This is a genomic window from Salinifilum ghardaiensis (assembly GCF_054491345.1).
Genome location: NZ_CM137101.1, coordinates 2947479 through 2962495 on the forward strand (window position 1 = coordinate 2947479; position 15017 = coordinate 2962495).

Annotated in this window: 13 protein-coding genes and 1 pseudogene; 11 read left to right on the forward strand and 3 right to left on the reverse strand. The window is 73.5% G+C overall.

Annotation, left to right across the window (positions count from 1 at the left end; all coding sequences use genetic code 11):
• Positions 1 to 51: 51 nt before the first annotated feature.
• The 7 genes from mftD to ACVGV0_RS13485 all read left to right on the forward strand — a co-directional run bounded on the left by mftD (position 52) and on the right by ACVGV0_RS13485 (position 7939).
• The gene (mftD, locus tag ACVGV0_RS13455) at positions 52 to 1248 is read left to right on the forward strand and encodes a pre-mycofactocin synthase MftD (RefSeq protein WP_459156014.1); all 1197 of its coding nucleotides are present in this window, start codon (positions 52 to 54) and stop codon (positions 1246 to 1248) included.
• Positions 1249 to 1253: 5 nt separating this feature from the next.
• Positions 1254 to 1985 (forward strand): mycofactocin biosynthesis peptidyl-dipeptidase MftE, encoded by a 732-nt coding sequence (gene mftE / locus ACVGV0_RS13460; RefSeq protein ID WP_459156015.1) that lies wholly within the window; start codon positions 1254 to 1256, stop codon positions 1983 to 1985.
• A gap of 75 nt (positions 1986 to 2060) precedes the next feature.
• Positions 2061 to 2849: a mycofactocin-coupled SDR family oxidoreductase gene (locus ACVGV0_RS13465; RefSeq protein WP_459156016.1), complete on the forward strand. Its 789-nt coding sequence runs from the start codon at positions 2061 to 2063 to the stop codon at positions 2847 to 2849.
• On the forward strand, positions 2846 to 4240 hold the full coding sequence (gene mftF, locus ACVGV0_RS13470) for a mycofactocin biosynthesis glycosyltransferase MftF (protein ID WP_459156017.1): 1395 nt from the start codon (positions 2846 to 2848) through the stop codon (positions 4238 to 4240). Before ACVGV0_RS13465 ends, mftF begins: the two co-directional genes overlap by 4 nt.
• A gap of 212 nt (positions 4241 to 4452) precedes the next feature.
• A complete protein-coding gene (locus ACVGV0_RS13475; RefSeq protein WP_459156018.1) occupies positions 4453 to 5487 on the forward strand; it encodes a helix-turn-helix domain-containing protein in 1035 nt (344 codons plus the stop codon).
• A 260-nt stretch (positions 5488 to 5747) separates the two neighbouring features.
• A complete protein-coding gene (locus tag ACVGV0_RS13480) occupies positions 5748 to 6281 on the forward strand; it encodes a flavin reductase family protein (RefSeq protein WP_459156019.1) in 534 nt (177 codons plus the stop codon).
• Positions 6282 to 6364: 83 nt separating this feature from the next.
• Entirely contained in the window at positions 6365 to 7939 is a 1575-nt protein-coding gene (locus tag ACVGV0_RS13485; RefSeq protein WP_459156020.1) for a 4-hydroxyphenylacetate 3-hydroxylase family protein, read from the forward strand.
• 108 nt (positions 7940 to 8047) lie between these two features.
• Here the strand turns inward: ACVGV0_RS13485 and ACVGV0_RS13490 are convergent, their stop codons facing one another.
• The 3 genes and pseudogenes from ACVGV0_RS13490 to ACVGV0_RS13500 all read right to left on the reverse strand — a co-directional run bounded on the left by ACVGV0_RS13490 (position 8048) and on the right by ACVGV0_RS13500 (position 9505).
• Positions 8048 to 8182: a hypothetical protein gene (locus tag ACVGV0_RS13490; RefSeq protein WP_459160124.1), complete on the reverse strand. Its 135-nt coding sequence runs from the start codon at positions 8180 to 8182 to the stop codon at positions 8048 to 8050.
• A 270-nt stretch (positions 8183 to 8452) separates the two neighbouring features.
• Positions 8453 to 8551, reverse strand: a pseudogene (locus ACVGV0_RS13495) (hypothetical protein); the annotation flags it as partial.
• An 81-nt stretch (positions 8552 to 8632) separates the two neighbouring features.
• Entirely contained in the window at positions 8633 to 9505 is an 873-nt protein-coding gene (locus tag ACVGV0_RS13500) for a LysR substrate-binding domain-containing protein (RefSeq protein ID WP_459156021.1), read from the reverse strand.
• Positions 9506 to 9614: 109 nt separating this feature from the next.
• On the opposite strand from ACVGV0_RS13500, the gene kdgD reads away from it, so the two are divergent.
• The 4 genes from kdgD to ACVGV0_RS13520 all read left to right on the forward strand — a co-directional run bounded on the left by kdgD (position 9615) and on the right by ACVGV0_RS13520 (position 14919).
• Positions 9615 to 10535 carry a 5-dehydro-4-deoxyglucarate dehydratase gene (gene kdgD / locus ACVGV0_RS13505; RefSeq protein ID WP_459156022.1) on the forward strand — a complete coding sequence of 307 codons (921 nt, stop codon included), beginning with the start codon at positions 9615 to 9617 and terminating at the stop codon, positions 10533 to 10535.
• Between the two features lie 2 nt (positions 10536 to 10537).
• Positions 10538 to 12124: an aldehyde dehydrogenase (NADP(+)) gene (locus tag ACVGV0_RS13510; RefSeq protein ID WP_459156023.1), complete on the forward strand. Its 1587-nt coding sequence runs from the start codon at positions 10538 to 10540 to the stop codon at positions 12122 to 12124.
• Between the two features lie 17 nt (positions 12125 to 12141).
• Positions 12142 to 13491, forward strand: a complete 1350-nt coding sequence (locus ACVGV0_RS13515) for an enolase C-terminal domain-like protein (protein WP_459156024.1) — start codon at positions 12142 to 12144, stop codon at positions 13489 to 13491.
• A gap of 111 nt (positions 13492 to 13602) precedes the next feature.
• Positions 13603 to 14919: a glucarate dehydratase family protein gene (locus ACVGV0_RS13520; protein ID WP_459156025.1), complete on the forward strand. Its 1317-nt coding sequence runs from the start codon at positions 13603 to 13605 to the stop codon at positions 14917 to 14919.
• The last annotated feature ends 98 nt before the right edge of the window (positions 14920 to 15017 follow it).

Here is a 15017-nt window from a genome sequence, read left to right on the forward strand (position 1 = left end):
ATCCGGGCCGCGGGCCCGCACAACTCCCAGCTGTCAGGAAAGGAAGATCCCATGGGTAGCGGCTGGTTCGAAACCGTCGCCGAAGCGCAGCGCAGAGCGCGCAAGCGGCTGCCGTGGTCGGTCTACGGAGCGCTCGTCGCCGGGTCGGAGAAGGGCGTGACGCTGGCGGACAACCAGGCGGCCTTCGCGCAACTGGGCTTCGCCCCGCACGTGGCGGGGCTGTGCCACGCGCGGGAACTGTCCACCGCGGTGATGGGTCAGCCGATCTCGCTGCCGGTGCTCATCTCCCCGACGGGGGTGCAGGCGGTGCACCCCGACGGAGAGGTGGCCGTGGCCCGCGCCGCGGCCAACCGCGGCACCGCCATGGGGCTGAGCGGGTTCGCCAGCAAACCCGTCGAGGAGGTCGTGCGGGCGAACCCGCAGACCTTCTTCCAGACCTACTGGGTGGGCAGCCGCGACGACATCGAACGGCGCATGCAACGCGCCCGCGACGCGGGCGCGGTGGGGCTGATCGCCACCACCGACTGGTCGTTCTCGCACGGGCGGGACTGGGGCAGCCCGCCCATCCCGGAGCGGATGAACCTGCGCACGATGGCCAAGTACGCCCCGCAGGCGCTGACGCATCCGCGCTGGTTCGCCGAGTTCGCCAAGCGGCGCCGGATCCCGGACCTGACCGTGCCGAACATGCGCGAGTCCGGCGACGCCGAGGCGCCGACGTTCTTCGGCGCCTACGGCCAGTGGATGCGCACGCCCCCGCCCAGCTGGGACGACATCGCCTGGATGGCCGAGCAGTGGGACGGGCCGCTCATGCTCAAGGGCGTCGGACGCGTCGACGACGCCAAACGCGCCGTCGACGCCGGGGTCACCGCCATCTCCGTGTCCAACCACGGCGGCAACAACCTCGACGGCACGCCCGCGAGCATCCGCACCCTGCCGCGCATCGCCGAAGCGGTCGGCGACCAGGTCGAAGTCGTGCTCGACGGAGGCATCCGCCGCGGCAGCGACGTGGCCAAGGCCCTCGCCCTCGGCGCCAAGGCCGTCATGATCGGCCGGGCCTACCTGTGGGGCTTGGCCGCCAACGGGCAACCCGGGGTGGAGAACGTCCTCGACATCCTCCGCAGCGGCCTCGACTCGACCCTGCTCGGCCTCGGCAAACCCTCCGTGCACGAGCTCGACCGCTCCGACGTCGTCGTCCCGCCCGGTTTCGAGAGCGGCTTCGGGGGCTCCGAAACCATCGGGGCCGGGTGAGCCCGATGTCCCCGCTTCCGGAGGAGGCGCTCGCCGACCGTTCGTGGTGCGAGCTGACCGGGCGCGCCCCCACCGTGCTGCTCCCGCTCGGCGCGTGCGAGCAGCACGGCCCGCACCTGCCGCTGGACACCGACGCGGCGGTGGCCGCGGAGGTCGCCCGGCGCGGCGCGGCACTGGCGGCCGGTGCGGCGGACGTGCTCGTCGCGCCCGCCCAGCCCTACGGGGCCAGCGGCGAGCACGAGGGCTTCCCCGGAACCGTCTCCACCGGGCACGAGGCCTTGCAGCGGCTGCTCGTCGAGATCGGCCGGTCGCTGGGCCGGTGGGCGCCGCGGCTGCTCGTGGTCAACGCGCACGGCGGCAACCTCACCGGACTGACCCGCGCCGTCGCGCAGCTGCGGGCGGAAGGACGGGACGTGGCGTGGTGGCACTGCAGCGTTCCCGGCTCCGACGCGCACGCCGGGCGCACCGAGACCGCGCTCATGTCGGCGCTGCGTCCCGGGTCGGTCCGCGACGAGCACCGCAGCACCGGGCGCACCGAACCGGTCGCCGAGCTCATGCCGGCGCTTTCCCGGCACGGTGTGCTCGGGGTGAGCACGAGCGGCGTGCTCGGCGACCCGACGCGCGGAACGGCCGCGGAGGGGCGGGCCGCGGTGACCGGCATGGCCGAACGACTCGCCGCGGCACTCGTCCGGTGGTCCGTCGAGGACGGCGCGCTGAGCGAGACCGGGGTCCGGTAGTGCTTCGTTCGCCGCTGTCGGCGATCGTTCCCGCATGGTCTACGAGCTTCTTTTCGTTCCGGGGAGGAGAACGCGATGGCTGAACCGCGGGTGGCCGTGGTGACCGGGGCAGCGCGGGGCATCGGCGCGGCAGTGGTGCGCCGCCTGGCCGGCTCGGGGTGGCGGGTGATCGCGGTCGACCGCTGCGCCGACGATCCGGCGGTGCCCTACCCGCTGGCCACCCCCGAGCAGCTGGCGGCGCTCGCGGACGAGTTCCCCGAGCAGGTGGTGCAGGCCGCCGCCGACGTCCGGGAGACCGCTGCGCTGCGCGACGCCGTGGCCCTGGCCGAGGAGCGTTTCGGCGGCCTGGACGCGGCCGTGGGCGCGGCCGCGCTCATGGCCGGGGGCGAGCCGTTCTGGGAGGCCGACGAGTCCGAGTGGGACGTGCTGTTCTCCACCGGTGTGACCGGTGTGGCCAACCTCGCCCGCGCCGCGATCCCGGCACTGCTGCGCCGCCCGGAACCGCGCACCGGCCGGTTCGTCGCCCTGGCCTCGGCAGCCGCCCACCGGGGACTGTGGCGACTGACGACCTACAACGCGGCGAAGCACGCGGTGGTCGGACTGGTGCGCGGGTTGGCGACCGATCTGCGCGGCACGGGCGTGTGCGCCACCGCCGTCTCCCCCGGCTCGACGCGCACCGACATGCTCGACGCCACGGCCGCGATCTACGACCTGTCCGACGCCGAGGAGTTCGCCGCCCACCAGCTCACCGAGCGGCTGCTCGACCCGGACGAGGTCGCCGCCGCGGTGGCCTTCCTGTGCTCGCCGGAGTCCTCGGCCATCACCGGAAGCGTCGTGCACGCGGACGGGGGGTTCACGGCTTGAGCACCGCCACCCCGCCGAACGGTCCTGCACCACCGGAAAGCGCGGCCCCGCCGGAAGGCACGGTCCTGCGGTCGGACGCCTCGCTGCGCCGGTTCGCCGCCGACTCCGTGCTGCTCGGCGGTTCCCCGCTGCGGCTGCTGCGGCTCGGTTCCCGCGGAGCCGCCGTCGTCACCGGCTGGTTGAACGGCGAGCGGCTCGGACCGGGCCGGGGTGAGCAACGCCTGGCCCGGCAGCTGATCGACGCGGGCCTGCTGCACCCCGAACCACCACCGGGCCGGTTCGCACCGAGCGACGTCACGTTGGTGGCGCCGGTGAAGGACGACCCGTCCGGGGTTCGCCGGCTGTGGCGGGCCACGGCCGAGCTCGGCGACCGGGTGCTCGTCGACGACGGTTCGGCCGCCCCGCTGCCCGAAGCGGCCGTGCGCCACGAGACCCCGCGCGGGCCGGCGGCCGCGCGCGATGCGGGGTGGCAGCGCGCCGGCACGGAGCTCGTCGCCTTCGTCGACGCCGACGTCCGGCCCGAGCCGGGCTGGCTCGAACCGGTGCTGGCGCAGTTCGCCGACCCGGCGGTGGCCGCGGTCGCCCCGCGCGTGCGCAGCAGTTCCGCCCCGGGGGCGGTGGCCCGCTACGAGCGGAGCCGTTCCAGCCTCGACCTGGGGGAGCAGCCGGCCCCGGTGCGGCCGATGAGCCGGGTCAGCTACGTGCCCGGCGCCGCGCTGGTGGTGCGCCGCAGCGCCCTGGAGGAGGTCGGCGGCTTCGACGCGCGGCTGCGCTTCGGCGAGGACGTGGACCTGGTGTGGCGGCTGCTCGACAGTGGCCGCGCGGTGCGCTACGAGCCCCGCTCGGTGGTCCACCACGACCCGCGGGCGGGCCTGGCCGCGTGGCTGCGCCAGCGGTTCGACTACGGCACCTCGGCGGCACCGCTGTCGGCGCGCCACCCGGGACGGTTGACGTGCGCGAAGATGTCGCGGTGGAGCGCGTTGTCGTGGACGTTGCTCGCCGCGGGACGCCCCTGTTCGGCGTTGGCCACCGCGGTGGTGACGGCTGCGCTGTTCCCCCGCAAGCTCCGCGGTCGCGGTCTGCCCGCCGCGCAGGCGCTGCGACTGGCCGGGTTGGGGCACCTCGGCGCGGGCCGGTTGCTGTCCGACGCCGCCCGCCGCACCTGGCTGCCCCCGCTGGCGGTGGCGGCGGTGTTCAGCCGGCGGGCGCGCCGGGCGCTGCTCGCCGCGCTGCTGCCGTGCTTGGTCGAGTCGGCGGGCCGCGGTGGGGACTGGGCCGCGCTGCGCGTGCTCGACGACGCCGCCTACGCGGCCGGCGTGTGGCGCGGCTGCCTGCGCGAGCGCACGCTCGACCCGCTGCGCCCGCAGTTCACCGAGGACTCGCTGCGCTGACTCGCCGAGCCCTCCGCCGCGCCACCGAGGGCCGGTGCTCGCCGGCGTCCCCGTCCCGGATCCGTGCCGGCGGCGGCATCGCGCCGGCGGCGGCGTTGACGTGCCGCGCGCGCACCCGCATAGTACCGAGCCAAGATTCCGCGCCGCCTCCCCGGGAGATTCGGACGCGGTGCATATCGGCGAATCGATCGACGGCCAGCGGGAGTGGAGCCATGCCCGAGGAGCACGCCGAGCAGGTCGCTCATCCGAGAACCCTCCGGTTCACCACGCACGGCATCGCTCCGGCGAGCCGGGTGCGCATGTGGGAGCACCACAACGCCCGAGCTCTCATACCCCTCGACATCCGCACGATCGACGAATCGCCGCTGCGCGCGCGGGAGATCAACGTGCACCTGCCGAACCTCAGCCTCGCGCAGGTCAACGGTTCACCCCAGATCGTGGAGCGCTCGGAGTCGTTCATCCGCGACAACCCCGCGGACGCGGTGGCGATCTTCTTCGCCACGCAGGGGGAGGCCTTCTTCTTCCACCGCGGCGGCAACGAATCCCTGAAACCGGGCGAGGCCATCATGTACGACGCGGACCTGCCCTACACCCGAGGATTCGCCCGTGGACTGGAAGAACTGGTCCTGACCGTTCCACGATCGGTCTACTGCGGACTCACCGGTAGTGGCGCGCCGCGCGAACCGGTGATCTTCCCGTTCGGAACCGGTGCTCAGCGCGCAGCGCACACCCTGGCGAAACTGGTGCGCCGCACGGTGGCGGCGCAACTGGACACCGCCACGGCGCACGCCCCGGTGAGCGCGGAGGTGGAGCGCTCCGTCCTGGACCTCCTCCGTCCGCTCGTCGTGGACCGCGAGGCGGGAGCCGGCCCGTGCTACGTGGCGGCGGCCAAGGACTACATCGAGCAGCACCTGGCCGACCCCGATCTGTCGGCGCAAGGGGTGGCCGCAGCGGTCGGCATCAGCCCGCGCCACCTCGCGCGCGCGTTCGCCGACGCGGGCCTGACGCTGCGCGACTACCTGCGCGACCGTCGCCTGGACCGCGCGTGGGAGTTGCTCACCTCCCCGGAAGGCGAGGAGCGTCCGCTCGGGGAGATCGCGCCGGCGCTCGGGTTCTCCTCGCACAACTACTTCAGCCGCGCCTTCAAGAACCGCTTCGCCGTGACTCCGCGCGAAGCGCGCCGGCAGGACCGCTCCGGGGCCGCGCCGGACGCGGACACCGCACCGCGGCCGGTGCGGGTCGTGTGACCGCCGGCGTCACCACCTGCGCGTCCGAGGCAGCGCGCACCGCAGCGGAGGGCCGGGCTCGAGCACCCGCAGAATCGATCCAGGAGTTGCGCTCCCTTCGCACTCAGCCGCCGGGTCCTAGCACTCAGCGGACATCGCCGGCGTGACGCCTTCCACAGCGCGGCGAGGCGGGTCAGTCTTCCGGACACCCGCAGACGGGTGGAGGGGCCCGCCCACCGCGCGGCCGGGCCCTCCGGCCCCCGACCGTCACTGGAGACGTCATGCACCTGGATCCGCGAGAACTCAGGAACTGCCTCGGCCACTTCACCAGCGGAGTCACCGTCGTCAGCTGCGAGGCCGACGGGAGCCCGCACGGTGCGACGGTCAACGCGTTCAGCGCGGTCTCCCTGGATCCACCGCTGGTGCTGGTGTCGCTCGACCGCCGCAGCAAGGCCTGCGGGTACTTGGAGAACCGGCCGTTCGCGGTGAACGTGCTCCGCGAGGAGCAGGACGCAGTGGCGCTGCACTTCGCGGGAAAGCCCGCGGGCGAACCGGTCGAGTGGGTGCGTCCCGCTGATTCCGCGCCGTACCTGCGGGAATCGCTCGCACGCATCTCGTGCCGGCCGTGGCGGTGCTACGACGGCGGGGACCACGTCATCCACCTGGGCGAGGTCGAGACGTTCGAGTGCACCGGCGGCGATCCGCTCGTGTTCTACCTCGGCGCGTTCCGGCACCTGGGCGAAGTGTTCCAGGACGCACCGTGGCTCGAATCGGCCGACTGCCCCACGGGCCAGACCCGTTTCGTCCGGGCGTGAGCCCGGCACGGACACGGCGCACCCGCACCCGAAGAACGCGGAGAGTCCGCAGCAGCGGGAAATCCGCAGCGAAGGAGCACGTGATGACCCAGCAGGAAGAGCGCACCAGCAATCCCGCCGTCGCCCCGCAGGCGCAGCAGCGGCCGATGACCGGCGACGAGTACGTCGAGAGCCTGCGCGACGGCCGGGAACTGTGGTTGTACGGGGAGAAGGTCGACGACGTCACCACGCACCCGGCCTTCCGCAACCCGGTGCGCATGACGGCGCGCCTCTACGACGCGCTGCACGACCCGGACGAGCAGGACGTGCTCACCCGGCCGACCGACACGGGCAACAACGGGTTCACGCACCCGTTCTTCCGCGCCCCGCGCAGCGCCGAGGACATGGTCGCCGACCGGGACGCGATCGCCGAGTGGGCGCGCCTGTCGTACGGGTGGATGGGGCGCAGTCCGGACTACAAGGCGAGCTTCCTCGGCACGCTCGGGGCCAACGCCGACTTCTACGAACCGTTCTCCGACAACGCCCGCCGCTGGTACCGGGAGTCGCAGGAGAAGGTGCTGTACTGGAACCACGCGATCATCAACCCGCCGGTGGACCGCCACCGCGACCCGGAGGAGGTCAAGGACGTGTTCATGCACGTCCACGAGGAGCGCGACGACGGACTCGTCGTCTCCGGGGCGAAGGTCGTGGCGACCGGGTCGGCGCTGACGCACTTCAACTTCCTCGGCCACTACGCCCTGCCGATCAGGGAGCGCGAGTTCGCGCTCGTGTGCACGGTGCCGATGAACGCGCCCGGGATGAAGCTGATCTGCCGCCACTCGTACTCCATGCAGTCCGACGTGATGGGCAGTCCGTTCGACAACCCGCTGTCCTCGCGCATGGACGAGAACGACACGATCTTCATCCTGGACCGGGTCAAGATCCCCTGGGAGAACGTGTTCATCTACGGTGACACCGAGAAGGCCAGCACGTTCATGCCCAACTCCGGGTTCCTGCCCCGGTTCACGTTCCAGGGCGTGACGCGGTTGGCGGTCAAGCTCGACTTCATCGCGGGCCTGCTCATGAAGGGCGTCGAGGTCACCGGGACCAAGGACTTCCGCGGCATCCAGACCCGCGTCGGCGAGGTGCTCGCCTGGCGCAACATGTTCTGGGGACTGACCGACGCGATGGCCAGGACCCCGGAGGGGTGGAAGGACGGCACCGTGCTGCCGAACGCGGACTACGGCATGGCCTACCGCTGGTTCATGACGCAGGGGTACCCGCGCATCAAGGAGATCATCCAGAAGGACCTCGGCAGTTCGCTGATCTACCTCAACTCGCACGCGCGGGACTTCAAGCGGCCCGAGATCCGGTCCTACCTGGACAGGTACGTGCGCGGGTCGAACGGCTACGAGGCGGTGGACCGGGTGAAGCTCATGAAGCTGATCTGGGACTCGATCGGCAGCGAGTTCGGCAGCCGCCACGAGCTCTACGAGGTCAACTACTCCGGCAACCACGAGGGCGTGCGCGCCGAAATCCTGTACGCGCACCAGAACTCGGGCAAGGCCGATGAGATGAAGGGCTTCGCCGAGCGGTGCATGGCCGAGTACGACTTGGACGGTTGGACGGCACCGGACCTCTTCAACCCGGACGACGTGTCCGTGCACGGCCGCAGGTGAACCCGGGCGGGGCCCTCGACCGGAACCGCGCCCCGCCCCGCAGCGCGCTCGGGTTCCGCGAGGACGACCGCGGAGCCCGAGCGCCCGGTCCGCAGACGGACCGGGCGCTCAACCGAGCCGGACCCGCACGGGCGGGGACTCCCGCCCGCGCAGGGTGTTGTTGCGGTGGCGCACCGGGTCAGCAGCGAGTTCGATCCGCTCCACCCGCCGCACCAGCGCGGTGAGCACGGCTTCGGCTTCCAACCGCGCCCCGTGCTGACAGCCGCTCGACGAACAGCACCTCGCCGCCGTCGCGCACCCCGAGCTGGACGTGGTGGCCCACGGCGTGCACGTCCTCCAGGAACGGCATCGCCGCCTCGCGCAGACCCGACGTGGGCGAGGCGCGCGAGGCGACCTCCCACAACCGCACCCCGACGCGCACGGCGCGGTCGCCGTCGCGGCGCAACCAGCCGTGCGGACGAGCTCGTCGACGAGGCGCGAGGCGGTGGCGACGTGCAGGTCCGCCCGCCGGGCGATCTCCGAGACCGTCAGGGCGGGCGCGTCGACGCCGAAGCGCTCGACGATGCGCACGATCCGCGCCACCACTGACTCCCCGGCCCGCGAGTTCGGCATGACCGGCAGTGCGCGAACCGTCCCGCCGGTTGTCGAGCCCGGCGGCGCCGAGCACCGCGCCGCACCGCTCCGGTCGCGTGCTCACAGCTCCGCGAGCAGCGCGTGCAGGGCGGGGTTGTCGTTGTCCTCGCGCCAGGCCAGGTGCAGCTCCACCGGGTCCGGCGCGGGCAGGTCCACCTGCCGCAGCACGACCCCCTCGAACCGCAGCCGCGCCGCGGTGGACGGCACCAGGGACGTGCCCAGGCCGACCTCGACGAGGGCGAGGACGGTGTGCACCTGGCTGACGTGCTGCACGTACACCGGCCGCACCCCGGCCGCGGAGAAGACGCCGGCGAGCAGTTCGTGGAAGTAGCGCGCCTCGGACGGCGAGTAGCCGACGACCTCGGCGCCGTGGAACTCCTCGAGGCCGAGGGGTTCGCCGGCGTCCACCAGGGGGTGGCCCGCCGGCAGCGCGGCCAGCAGCGGCTCGCTGCGCAACCGGCGGGAGGCGAGTTCCGGCCGCGCCGGGGGGCGCACGAGCCCCAGGTCGAGCGCCCCGGAGGCGATCCGCTCGAACTGGTCGCGGGTGACGAGCTCCTGCAGCACCACCTCCACGTGCGGCAGCTGTTCGTGCGCCGTGCTCAGCAGCGGGCCGAGCACGCCGTAGGCCGAGGTCGCGGTGAAGCCCACGCGCACCGTGCCCTCCTGGCCGGCGGTCGTGCGGCGGGCCGACAGGGCGGCGTTGTCCGCCTCGTGCAGCAGCCGCCGCGCGTCCCGCAGGAACGCGCGCCCGGCGGGCGTGAGCCGCACCGTCCGGCCGCTGCGGTCGAACAGCCGCACCTGCAGTTCCTTCTCCAACTGCTGGACCTGGCGGCTCAGCGGCGGCTGCGTCATGCGCAGCCGCTGCGCCGCCCGGCCGACGTTCCCCTCTTCCGCGACGGCGACGAAACCGGCGAGCTGCGTGAGCGTGAACATTGATGCTCTCTCAGTATCGGAGGATGCCTTTTCGGAGTTGGACGCGCATTGATCGGCGACTCTACCGTCATCTCCAGTCAAAGCACGGATTCTGGAGGACGACGCACCGATGTCCCGCTTCACTCCACCCGATCTCGCCCACCGGTTGGCCTCCGGTCTGCTGTCCTTCCCGGTGACCCACTTCCGCGCGGACCGCTCCTTCGACGAGCCCGCCTACCGCGAGAACATCGGCTGGCTCGGCTCGTTCGGCGCGTCCGGGTTGTTCGCCGCCGGCGGCACCGGCGAGTTCTTCTCGCTCACCCCCGCCGAGGTCGAGCAGGTCGTCACAGCCGCGGTGCAGGAGGCCCCGCAGGACGTGCCGATCGTCGCCCCCGCCGGCTACGGGACAGCGCTGGCCGCCGAGCTGGCCCGCGCGGCCGAACGAGCCGGCGCCGACGGCGTGCTGCTGTTCCCGCCCTACCTCACCGAGACCGACCAGGAGGGACTGGCCGCCCACGTGCGCGCGGTCTGCGCGGCCACGGACCTCGGCGTCCTCGTCTACAACCGGGCGAACGCCACCTACACCGACACGACCGTCGCGCGGTTGGCCGAGGACTGCCCGAACCTCATCGGTTTCAAGGACGGGGTCGGCGACATCGAGCGGATGACCCGGCTGCACTCCCGCGTGGGCGAGCGGCTCACCTACGTCGGCGGACTGCCCACCGCGGAAACGTTCGCCCTGCCCTACCAGGAGTTGGGCGTGACGACGTACTCCTCGGCGATGTTCAACTTCGTGCCGGAGTTCGCGCAGCGCTTCTACGCGGCCGTGCGCGCCCGCGACCGGGAGGCCGTGCACCGCTACCTCGACGAGTTCGTCCTGCCCTACTGCGACATCCGCAACCGCCGGGCGGGGTACGCGGTCAGCATCGTCAAGGCCGGCATGACCGTCGTCGGGCGACCGGCCGGTCCGGTGCGCAGCCCGCTGGTGGACCTGGACGAGGACGAACGCGCCCGCCTGGCCGAACTCGTCGAACGCATTCCGAAGGAGTGATCATGCCCCAGCAGCACCCGACAGGCCACATGTTCCTCGCCGGGGAGGCCGTCTTCGGCGGCGGTGCGCGGATCCGCGCCACCGACCCCGACACCGGCGAGGAACTCGAGCCCGCCTTCGGCCACGGCGGCTCCGCCGAGGTGGAGCGCGCCTGCGCCGCCGCCGAGGAGGCCTTCGCCTCCTACCGCGCCGTCGACCGCACCACACGCGCGGCGTTGCTGGAGGGCATCGCCGACGGAATCGAGGCGCTCGGCGACGCGCTCGTCGAGCGCGCCCGCGCCGAAACCGGCCTGCCGACCGCCCGGTTGACCGGTGAGCGCTCCCGCACCACCGGCCAGCTGCGGATGTTCGCCGCGCTGCTGCGCGACGGCGGCGAACAGGTCCCGCGCCTCGACCCCGCCCGCCCCGACCGCCAACCGCCGCGCGCGGACATCCGGCAGCGGGCGGTGCCGCTCGGACCGGTGGCGGTGTTCGGCGCCAGCAACTTCCCGCTGGCGTTCTCCATCGCGGGCGGTGACACCGCCGCGGCGCTCGCCGCCGGCTGCCCCGTCGTCGTCAAGGCGCACGACGCCCACCCCGGCACGTGCGAGCTCGTCGCGCGCGCCGCGACCGAGGCCGTGGCCGATCTGGACCTGCCCGCGGGCACGTTCTCGATGCTGTTCGGCTCGGGGCCGGAGCTGGGCGTGCGGCTGGTCGGCGACCGGCGGATCCGGGCGGTCGGCTTCACCGGTTCGCGCGCGGCCGGGACGGCCCTGCGCAACGCTGCCCAGCAGCGCCCGCAGCCGATCCCGGTGTACGCGGAGATGAGCAGCATCAACCCGGTGTGCCTGCTGCCGGGCGCGCTCGCCGAGCGGCCCGCCGAGCTCGCGCGCGGCTTCGTCGGCTCGCTCACCTCGAGCGCGGGCCAGTTCTGCACCAACCCGGGGCTCGTGCTCGCGGTCGAGGATCCGCAGCTGCGGACGTTCCTGGACGCCGCGGCCGCCGAGGTCGCGGCCAGCGAACCGAGCACGATGCTCACGCCGGGGATCGCCCGCTCCTACGACGAGGGCGTGGCCGAGTTCGCCGACCGCGCGGACGTCGAGGTGCTCGCCCGCGGCCCGGAAACCGACCACCCGAACCGGTGCCGCCCGGCGCTGCTGGCCACCGACGCGGCGAGCTTCCTCGCCGACAACGGCCTGCAGCGCGAGGTGTTCGGGGCGAGTTCGCTGGTGGTGCGGTGCCGCGACGCCGCTCAGCTGCGCGAGGTGGCCGGGAGCCTCGAGGGGCAGTTGACCGCCACCGTGCACGCCTCCCCCGCCGATCACGACGAGGCCGCGCGACTGCTGCCGGTCCTGGAGCTGCTCGCCGGTCGCGTCCTCTTCGGCGGCTGGCCGACCGGCGTCGAGGTCGGGCACGCGATGGTCCACGGTGGACCGTTTCCGGCCACATCGGACGCACGCACCACGTCGGTGGGCACCGCGGCCGTCGACCGGTTCCTGCGCCCCGTGGCGTACCAGGACGTGCCCGCCGGCCTGCTGCCGGCGGCGGTCGCCGCCGACAACCCCGAAGGACTGCTGCGCCGCATCGACGGCGAACCGGGACGCCACTGAAGCACGCGGAGGAACCCATGGCACACGCACAGCGGTCCCCTGTGGTCACCGGGATGCGCGTCATCCCCGTGGCCGGGCGCGACAGCATGCTGCTCAACCTCAGCGGCGCGCACGCGCCGTTCTTCACCCGCAACCTGGTGGTGCTCACCGACGCGGAGGGGCGCACCGGTCTCGGCGAGGTCCCCGGCGGGGAGGCGATCCGCGCCACCCTCGAGGAAGTCGCCGAGCTCGTCGTCGGGGCACCGGTGGCCCGGCTGCGGTCAGTGCTCAGCGCGGTGCGCTCCCGCTTCGGCGGGCGCGACGCGGGAGGGCGCGGTCAGCAGACCTTCGACCTGCGCGTGGCGGTGCACACCGCGACCGCTGTCGAATCGGCGATGCTCGACCTGCTGGGGCAGCACCTCGACGTGCCCGTGGCCGAGCTGCTCGGCGACGGGCAGCAGCGCGTCGACGTCCCGGTGCTGGGCTACCTGTTCTACGTCGGCGACCGGACGCGCACCGACCTGGCCTACCGCGCCCCGGAGGACGAACCGGCCGGCGCGGACGACTGGATGCGGCTGCGGCACGCGGAAACCCTCACCGCGGACGGGGTGGTGCGGCTGGCCGAAGCGGCGCAGCGGCGCTACGGCTTCCGCGACTTCAAGCTCAAGGGCGGCGTGCTGCCGCCGCAGGACGAGGCCGCAGCGGTCACCGCGCTCGCCCGGCGCTTCCCCGACGCGCGGATCACGCTCGACCCGAACGGGGCGTGGCCGCTGGAGCAGGCCATCGAGCTCGGCCGCGAGCTGCCGGGCGTCCTCGCCTACGCCGAGGACCCGTGCGGCGCCGAGGACGGGTTCTCGGGGCGGGAGACGATGGCGGAGTTCCGCCGCGCCACCCGCCTGCCCACGGCGACGAACATGATCGCCACCGACTGGCGCGAGCTCGGGCACGCCGTGCGCGCCGACGCGGTGGACATCCCGCTGGCCGACCCGCACTTCTGGACGATGAGCGGTTCGGTGCGCGTGGCCCAGCTCTGCCACGAGTGGGGCCTGACGTGGGGATCGCACTCCAACAACCACTTCGACGTGTCGCTGGCCATGTTCACCCACGTGGCCGCCGCGGCGCCGGGGGAGATCACGGCGATCGACACGCACTGGATCTGGCAGGACGGTCAGCGGCTCACGCGGGAGCCGCTGCGCATCGGCGACGGCCTGCTCCGGGTGCCGGACGCCCCCGGCCTCGGCGTGGCGCTCGACGAGGAGCGCGTGGCGGCCGCGCACGAGCTCTACCGGGCCGAGGGGCTCGGTTCCCGCGACGACGCCGCAGCGATGCGGTACCTGGTCCCCGACTGGACGTTCGACCCGAAGCGCCCGGCCCTCGAGCGGGGCTGACACCGCTGCGGCCGGGCGGGCCCTCCTCGCCCGGCCGCGGCGCTCCCGATCCGGAGCGGCGGGGAGCGCCACCGCCGCGACCGGTCCGTCCACACCGCACAGGAGGCAACGATGCCTGCTCCAGGACCGACCAACGCGTCCCACGTCACCGACGTCCGGGTGACGCCCATCCTGATCTCGGACCCCCCGCTGCTCAACCTGCCCGGAGCGCACCAGCCGCTGACCCCCCGCACCGTCGTCGAAGTCGAGACCGCCTCGGGTCACGTGGGTCTCGGCGAAACGTACGGCGACCAGTACTACCTCTCCGCCGTCCGCGCCGTCGCCGCGCAGCTGCACGCCGCCGACGTCTCCCGCCCCAACGCCCTGCTCGCGCGCGTCGACGAAGCCCTGGACGGCCCCGGCCGCGGCGAGAACGGCTCCGGCGGTGCCGAGGCGGGGGCTCCCGCCTCGGCGCTGCGCGGCAAGCACGACCTCCCCAAGCTCAAGGCCAGCGTGCACTCCGCGTTCGAAGTGGCCTTCCTGGACGCCTGGGGGAAGGCCCTCGGTGTTCCGGTGCACGCCCTGCTGGGCGGGAAAGTCCGCGACCGGGTGGACTACAGCGCCTACCTCTTCTACAAGTACGGCGCGCACCCGAACCGGGAACCGGACGCGTGGGGGAGTGCGCTGGACCCCGCGGGAATCGTGGCGCAGGCGCGCACGTTCGTGCAGCACTACGGGTTCTCGTCGATCAAGCTCAAGGGCGGCGTGTTCCCACCGGACGAGGAGATCGCCGCCATCCGCGCCCTCCGCACCGCGTTTCCCGAACTGCCGCTGCGGCTCGACCCCAACGGCGCGTGGTCGGTGGACACGGCCGTGCGCGTCGCGCGCGAGCTCGACGGGACGCTCGAGTACCTGGAGGACCCGACGCCCGGCCCCGACGGCATGTCGCAGGTGCACGCGAGGACCGGCATGCCGCTGGCCACGAACATGTGCGTGACCGGGTTCGACGAGGTCCCGCAGGCGTTCGGCAGCGACGCCGTGCAGGTCGTGCTCGCCGACCACCACTACTGGGGCGGCCTGCGGCGCACGCAGGAACTCGCCGCCCTGTGCCGCACCTACGGCGTCGGCGTCTCGATGCACTCGAACACGCACCTGGGCATCAGCCTCGCCGCGATGACCCAGGTGGCCGCGACCGTGCCGAACCTGCACCACGCCTGCGACACGCACCGGCCGTGGCAGGACGAGGACGTCGTGGCCCGGCCGCACACCATCAGCGGCGGGGCCGTCGCCGTCAGCGATGAACCCGGACTCGGGGTGGAGCTCGACCGCACCGCCGTGGAGCGGCTGCACGCGCGCTGGGCCGGCAGCGAGGTCCGCGCGCGCGACGACGCCGCGGCGATGCGGGCCCACGACCCCTCCTGGACCGCTCCGCACCTGCCGCGCTGGTGACCGGCGTTCCGGGCGGCCGCCTGGAACGCCACCCTCCCCGCACCGCCGCGCACCTCCCCGGCCCACCCGCGCGGGGGCGCGCATCCCGACGAACTTCG

Excerpts from the sequence above, each read along its gene's own strand:
- mftD (WP_459156014.1), top strand. The coding sequence starts at position 52 with ATGGGTAGCGGCTGGTTCGAAACCGTCGCCGAAGCGCAGCGCAGAGCG.
- kdgD (WP_459156022.1), top strand. The coding sequence starts at position 9,615 with ATGTCCCGCTTCACTCCACCCGATCTCGCCCACCGGTTGGCCTCCGGT.
- ACVGV0_RS13520 (WP_459156025.1), top strand. The coding sequence starts at position 13,603 with ATGCCTGCTCCAGGACCGACCAACGCGTCCCACGTCACCGACGTCCGG.
- ACVGV0_RS13500 (WP_459156021.1), bottom strand. The coding sequence starts at position 9,505 with ATGTTCACGCTCACGCAGCTCGCCGGTTTCGTCGCCGTCGCGGAAGAG.
- mftE (WP_459156015.1), top strand. The coding sequence starts at position 1,254 with ATGTCCCCGCTTCCGGAGGAGGCGCTCGCCGACCGTTCGTGGTGCGAG.
- ACVGV0_RS13485 (WP_459156020.1), top strand. The coding sequence starts at position 6,365 with ATGACCCAGCAGGAAGAGCGCACCAGCAATCCCGCCGTCGCCCCGCAG.
- ACVGV0_RS13465 (WP_459156016.1), top strand. The coding sequence starts at position 2,061 with ATGGCTGAACCGCGGGTGGCCGTGGTGACCGGGGCAGCGCGGGGCATC.
- ACVGV0_RS13475 (WP_459156018.1), top strand. The coding sequence starts at position 4,453 with ATGCCCGAGGAGCACGCCGAGCAGGTCGCTCATCCGAGAACCCTCCGG.
- ACVGV0_RS13480 (WP_459156019.1), top strand. The coding sequence starts at position 5,748 with ATGCACCTGGATCCGCGAGAACTCAGGAACTGCCTCGGCCACTTCACC.
- ACVGV0_RS13515 (WP_459156024.1), top strand. The coding sequence starts at position 12,142 with ATGGCACACGCACAGCGGTCCCCTGTGGTCACCGGGATGCGCGTCATC.
- ACVGV0_RS13510 (WP_459156023.1), top strand. The coding sequence starts at position 10,538 with ATGCCCCAGCAGCACCCGACAGGCCACATGTTCCTCGCCGGGGAGGCC.